Origin of the sequence: Humidesulfovibrio sp. (assembly GCF_035560995.1) — a bacterium.
In the GTDB taxonomy this organism is placed as follows: Bacteria; Desulfobacterota; Desulfovibrionia; order Desulfovibrionales; family Desulfovibrionaceae; genus Humidesulfovibrio.
The window spans coordinates 1-5649 of the sequence record NZ_DATMYK010000360.1 but is presented as its reverse complement, the minus strand read 5'-3'; the positions used below and the strand labels follow the sequence as shown (position 1 = coordinate 5649).

Below are 5649 nucleotides of genomic sequence, written 5' to 3'. Positions count from 1 at the left end.
GACGAGATCGGCCGGGGCACCAGCACCTTCGACGGCCTGGCGCTGGCCTGGGCCGTGGTGGAGGAGCTGTCGCGCCGGGGCAGGAACGGCATCCGCACGCTGTTCGCCACGCACTACCATGAGCTGACCAGCCTGGAAGGCCGCATTCCCGGCCTTCGCAACATGAACATCGCCGTGCGCGAATGGAAGGGCGACATCGTGTTCCTGCGCAAGCTCATCCCCGGCCCGGCGGACAAAAGCTACGGTATCGAGGTGGCGCGGCTTGCCGGTGTGCCCCAGCCCGTGGTGCAGCGCGCACGTGAAATACTTGCGTCCCTCGAGGAAAAATCGCAGAGTGAACGCGGCGGTTCGCCCGTGCTGGCGGCGCGGCAAAGCCTGCTGCCCGGAGTTCCCGCTCCTCAGGAGCAGAAGGCCCCGGAGCCGGAGCACCCGATGCTCGTCGAACTCAAGCGTCTTGATGTGAACGGCCTGTCGCCCCTGGCCGCCCTGACCCTGTTGCACGAATGGAAAAAGAACGTGAGCGCCACATGACCGGCAGCCCTCTCTTTCGTCTTCGCCTTTCCCGAATCCTGAGCGCCACCCTCTTGGCTGCGCTGGCCCTTTCGCTCGTCTCCTGCGGCAAGCGCGAGTGGCCCGCGCCAAAGCTCAGCGAGGACCGCTTCCGCATCCGCAGCGTGAACGTGCAGCGCGCTCAGGGCTGCCTCATCGTGGACGCCGAATTGGCCGGTGCCTGGGACAATCTGGACAGCGTGCGCCTGCACATCGAAGCCATCGGCGACGGACCCGGCGACGGCTGCGCCACCTGCCCCTTCGTGCCGCGCATTTCTCGGCTCTATGGTCCCGGCGCGCCCGAGATGCGCCGCGACATGAACCGCCTCATCATCACCACCTGCGAGCTGGACCCCAAGAAGACCTATCGCCTGCAGCTGGTGGCCAGCAACGTGTACCCCGCTCTGCAGCTTGTCACTTCAGAGCTTGTGATTTCGGCGCCGCAATAACCATCCCTTTGTAGAGGAGTACCGTCCAGATGCATCATTTCGAGATGAAGAACGGCACCTTGTATGCGGAAGGCGTGAGCGTGAAGGAACTCGCCCAGCGCTACGGCACCCCCTTGTACATTTATTCTTCGGCCACGCTCAAACGCCACTTCCAGGCCTTTGATTCGGCCTTCGACGCAGTGCCGCATCTGACCTGCTACTCGGTGAAAGCCAACTCCAACCTGGCCGTGCTGCGCCTCCTGGCGTCCCTCGGCGCGGGCATGGACATCGTCTCCGGTGGCGAACTGTACCGCGCGCTTTTGGCGGGCGTTCCGGCGGAGCGCATCGTCTACTCCGGCGTGGGCAAAAAGGCCCCGGAGATCGCCCAGGCGCTGAACGCGGGAATTCTCATGTTCAACGTGGAATCCGTGCAGGAACTCATCCGCATCAACGACGTGGCGCGCGACATGGGCAAGGTCGCCCAGGTGAGCTTCCGCATCAACCCGGACGTTGACCCCAAGACCCACCCGTACATTTCCACGGGCATGAAGAAGAACAAGTTCGGCCTGAACATCGAAAGCGCCCTGGACGCCTACGCCATGGCGCGCGACCTGCCCGCCATCGAGCCCGTGGGCATGGACTGCCACATCGGCTCCCAGCTCACCACCATCGAGCCCTTCCTGGAAGCGCTCGACAAGCTGCTGGCCTTCTACGAGAAGCTCAAGGGCATGAATCTGGACATACGCTACCTCGACCTCGGCGGCGGCCTGGGCATTCCCTACAATGAAGAAGAACCGCCCCACCCCAAGGAATTCGGCGCCGCGCTGACCAAGGCCCTCGCGGGCATCCCGCTCAAGGTCGTGCTGGAGCCCGGCCGCGTCATCGTGGGCAATGCGGGCATCCTGGTGACCGAGGTGCTGTACACCAAGCAGACCCCCAGCAAGAGCTTCGTCATCGTGGATGCGGCCATGAACGACCTTGTGCGGCCCTCGCTGTACGGTTCCTTCCACCGCATCGAGGAAGTGACGCCCCAGGGGCGCGGCCCCCAGGACGTGGACGTGGTCGGCCCCATTTGCGAGTCCGGCGACTTTTTGGCCAAGGACCGCATGCTGCCCGAGGTGCGCCAGGGCGAACTGCTGGCGGTGTATTCCGCCGGAGCCTACGGCTTCACCATGAGCTCCAACTACAACACCCGCACCAGGGCTGCGGAGCTTCTTGTGGACGGCGAGAACGTCATCGTCGCCCGCCGCAGGGAGACCTACGAATCCCTGGTGGCCCACGAAATCTAGCCCGAACCCCGGGCCGGGACCTCACGTTCCGGCCCGGCTTCACCGGCACACATGACCCGACTCAACTCCTACCACCTCCCGCCGGAGAACTGGCCCGGCCCGGACGGGGCGGCCACGCTCGACGGCCCGGAGGCCAAGCACCTGCTGGGCGTTCTGCGCGCACGCGCGGGCGAAACAGTGCGGCTGTTCGACGGCTTCGGCCGTCACGGTCTGTTCGAGATCAGCGCAATTACCGGCAAGGCCAGGGCTGAGCTGCGCCGCGTGTCCGAAATGCTGGAGCCAGCGCCCGCGTGCGGCGTGACCCTGGCTCTCGGCTGGAACAAGGCGTCGAGGCGCGACTGGCTGCTGGAAAAGGGCGTGGAGCTTGGCGCGCTGGGCCTTGTGTTCTGGCAGGCCGCGCGCAGTCAGGGCGACATGCCGAAGGAGCCCAAGGAATCCTGGCGGGACAAGGGTGTGCAGGCGGCCAAGCAGTGCCAGAGCGCCTGGCTGCCGGAGCTGGCCGTGGTCCAGGGCGGTGTGGACGGTCTGATCCGCGTTGCGACGGAACACGACGGATGCTATGTGCTGTATGAGGGCACCGGCCCGGAGGATCTGTTGGAGCCTGGGGAACTGGCCGCCGGCCGCGTACTCGTTGTGCTTGGCCCAGAGGGCGGGCTTGAAGAGCGCGAGGTGGCGCGTCTGCGCGAGGCCGGGTTCAAGACCCGCAGCCTCGGCCCCCGGCCCCTGCGCTGGGAAACCGCAGCCCTGTCCTGCCTGGCCCTGGCGCACCACGCCCTGCTCAAAACCTAACGCTCAACACGCCGGACTCGCGCATGCGCATAGAAATTTCCGAAAAGCAGCCCCTGGCGGACAAGATCCGCCCGCAGACCCTGAACGAGTTCGTGGGGCAAAGCCATCTGCTGGAGCGCATCGCGGCCTTTGCCAACGGCCCGCGCCTGCCCAGCCTGCTCTTCTTCGGCCCGCCGGGCTGCGGCAAGTCCACGCTCGCCATGCTCATGGCCAAGGCGGCCAACAAAAAGTGGATCCGCGTCAGCGCGCCGGAGGCCGGTCTCACCGCTCTGCGCAAGCACCTGCAAGGGGCCGAGGTGCTGATCCTGGACGAAATCCACCGCTTCTCCAAGGCCCAGCAGGATTTCTTCCTGCCCATTCTTGAAAGCGGCGACATCGTGCTCTTGGCCACCACCACGGAAAATCCGAGCTTCAGCGTCACCCGGCAACTGCTCTCACGGCTGCATGTGCTGCGTTTCCGCGGCCTGACGCGCGAGGAACTGGTACGCATGGCCCGGCGCGGAGCCAAGGTGCTGGGCTGCGAGTGGCCGGACGAAGTCTTTGATCTGTTGGCGGGCATGTGCGCGGGCGATGGCCGGGCGCTCTTGAATCTTGTGGAACACGTGTCCAGCCTGCCGCAAGACAAGCTGAGCCTGGACACCCTGCGCCAGGCCCTGCCCGAGGTCATCATCCGGGGAGACCGCGAGGGCGATTCGCACTACGAACTGGCCTCGGCCCTCATCAAGTCCATACGCGGCAGCGATGTGGACGCGGCGCTGTACTACCTGGCCTGCCTGCTGGAGAGCGGCGAGGACCCGCGCTTCATCTGCCGCAGGCTTGTGCTTTCCGCGTCGGAGGATGTGGGCCTGGGCGACCCGCAGGCCCTGCCGCTGGCCGTGGCCTGCCAGCAGGCCGTGGAGTTCGTGGGCATGCCGGAGGGCTTCATCCCTCTGGCGGAAACGGTGGTCTACCTGGCCCTGGCGCCGAAAAACAACGCCAGTTACGGCGCGTACTTGAACGCCCTGAAGGAAGTGAGGGAAAACGGCATGCAGCCCGTGCCCCTGCACCTGCGCAACGCCAGCACCAGCCTGCACAAGGAATGGGGCTATGGGCGGGGCTACAAATATCCGCACGCCTTCCCCGGCTCCTGGGTGGACCAGGAATACCTGCCCCACGACTTGGCCAAGCGCGGCGCGCAGTTCTACGTGCCCAAGAATGAGGGGGCCGAGGCGCGCATGCAGACCTGGCTGTCCACGCGCAAGCGGGCCGTCAAGAAGTCCTGAGCCGTCGCGATAGGCTCTCAGCCCTTGCGGGCGTAGAGCTTGCGCCACTCATCCAGAAACAGCACCGCCGCGTCCAGGCCGCCAAGAGCGCCCTGCTGCTGGCGTACGGCCCAAACCAGATCGTCGAAGCCGGTATCCGAGGGCAAGCCCAGACGTTCCAGCAAGGCCGTGATCTCCTGCGCCAGTTCCGGCGGCAGGCCCTCCAGGGCGCTGCCGGTCGTACGAGGCTTTGGCCAGCCGGGTCTGCGCGAGGCCACGAAATCGAGCAGAGTGCGCATGCGCGCGGCGTAAGTGTGGTCCGCAAGCACGCGGGCCTGGCCGCGCTTGGCGATGGCGATGCGCTCCTCAGGGTTGGCCAGGTAGTGCTCAATACGCGGGGCCAGCTCCTCCATGCTGTCGAAGATGGCCAGCTCCCCTTCCTCAAACAGTTCGGCCATGAGGCCGCGCCTGTCCACCAGCTGGAAAGCCCCGCAGGCCGCGACCTCGAAGGTGCGCGGGTTCACGAAGTCCCCGCCGCTGACCAGCTCCTTGGCCTGCATGCTGGAGTGCAGGTTGATGTTGATCGTGGTTGCATTGAAGATGCGCACGCAATCCTCGCTGGAGACGCGGGCTCCGGCCATCTGCACATACGGCGCAAGGATGACGTCTCCGTCCCATTCCGTGCCCCAGAGCTTGAAGTCGAAGCGCACCAGCTCGCGGAAGGCCATGCGGCGGTTGGGGTAGCCCGCGCCCATGAAGGATACGGCGGACCCGAACTTGCGGCGCTCAACGCTGGAAAGTTCAAGTCGTTTATGAACATCTGGCTGGGCAGCCAGGGGCAGGTACAGGGCATTCTCCATGCCAACATGCTGCAATTGCGAAAGGAAATCGTCTTTTTGGATCACGGCGAAAAAGTCATAGTGCGGGGCGAAGGCCTGCCAGTAGGTGAACAGGCGGTAGTCTTCAACGAACCACATGGCCGTGGCCACGCCATCACGTTTCAGACGTTTCAAGGCCTGGATGGACAGCGGAGCCTGGGCCATGGCCAGCACCAGATCCGGCTCAAAGGTTTCCGTCTTGGCCAGGATAGCCTGGGACAGAACCTGCAGATAGCTGTTCTCAAGGTATTGCAGCCGGTCCGAGGTCACCTTGAGCCCCTTGAAGGCCTGGAACGAGGCATAGAACTCCGGAGCCTCGAAGACCTCGACCAGGTGCCCCAGCTCCCGCAGGGCGGAAACGCAATACCGCCCCACCGGCAGGGAGCCGCCATACAGCGGCAGGATGACCAGTACCCTCATGAACGCCTCCACATCCTGTTTCAGATCTGAACCTGACTGCGGCAGTCCCTTGTGG

6 protein-coding genes are annotated in these 5649 nt (G+C 65.2%); 5 read left to right on the top strand and 1 reads right to left on the bottom strand.

Annotated elements, in window-relative coordinates; all coding sequences use genetic code 11:
* From VN419_RS14315 to VN419_RS14295, 5 genes are all read left to right on the top strand, one after another.
* A partial coding sequence (locus VN419_RS14315) for a MutS-related protein (RefSeq protein ID WP_414652942.1) occupies nt 1-531 on the top strand: 531 nt, incomplete at its 5' end.
* A complete protein-coding gene (locus VN419_RS14310) occupies nt 528-998 on the top strand; it encodes a hypothetical protein (RefSeq protein WP_325647895.1) in 471 nt (156 codons plus the stop codon). The genes VN419_RS14315 and VN419_RS14310, both read left to right, overlap by 4 nt.
* Before the next feature lie 29 nt (nt 999-1027).
* The gene (gene lysA, locus VN419_RS14305; RefSeq protein WP_325647894.1) at nt 1028-2266 is read left to right on the top strand and encodes a diaminopimelate decarboxylase; all 1239 of its coding nucleotides are present in this window, start codon (nt 1028-1030) and stop codon (nt 2264-2266) included.
* Nucleotides 2267-2317: 51 nt separating this feature from the next.
* Nucleotides 2318-3055 (top strand): RsmE family RNA methyltransferase, encoded by a 738-nt coding sequence (locus VN419_RS14300; RefSeq protein WP_325647893.1) that lies wholly within the window; start codon nt 2318-2320, stop codon nt 3053-3055.
* 23 nt (nt 3056-3078) lie between these two features.
* Nucleotides 3079-4317 (top strand): replication-associated recombination protein A, encoded by a 1239-nt coding sequence (locus VN419_RS14295; RefSeq protein WP_325647892.1) that lies wholly within the window; start codon nt 3079-3081, stop codon nt 4315-4317.
* A gap of 17 nt (nt 4318-4334) precedes the next feature.
* Here the strand turns inward: VN419_RS14295 and VN419_RS14290 are convergent, their stop codons facing one another.
* Nucleotides 4335-5594 (bottom strand): CgeB family protein, encoded by a 1260-nt coding sequence (locus tag VN419_RS14290; protein ID WP_325647891.1) that lies wholly within the window; start codon nt 5592-5594, stop codon nt 4335-4337.
* Between the last annotated feature and the right edge of the window lie 55 nt (nt 5595-5649).

Bases quoted from the DNA above. Each gene is read 5' to 3' on its own strand.
- VN419_RS14310 (WP_325647895.1), top strand. From the start codon at position 528: ATGACCGGCAGCCCTCTCTTTCGTCTTCGCCTTTCCCGAATCCTGAGC.
- lysA (WP_325647894.1), top strand. From the start codon at position 1,028: ATGCATCATTTCGAGATGAAGAACGGCACCTTGTATGCGGAAGGCGTG.
- VN419_RS14300 (WP_325647893.1), top strand. From the start codon at position 2,318: ATGACCCGACTCAACTCCTACCACCTCCCGCCGGAGAACTGGCCCGGC.
- VN419_RS14295 (WP_325647892.1), top strand. From the start codon at position 3,079: ATGCGCATAGAAATTTCCGAAAAGCAGCCCCTGGCGGACAAGATCCGC.
- VN419_RS14290 (WP_325647891.1), bottom strand. From the start codon at position 5,594: ATGAGGGTACTGGTCATCCTGCCGCTGTATGGCGGCTCCCTGCCGGTG.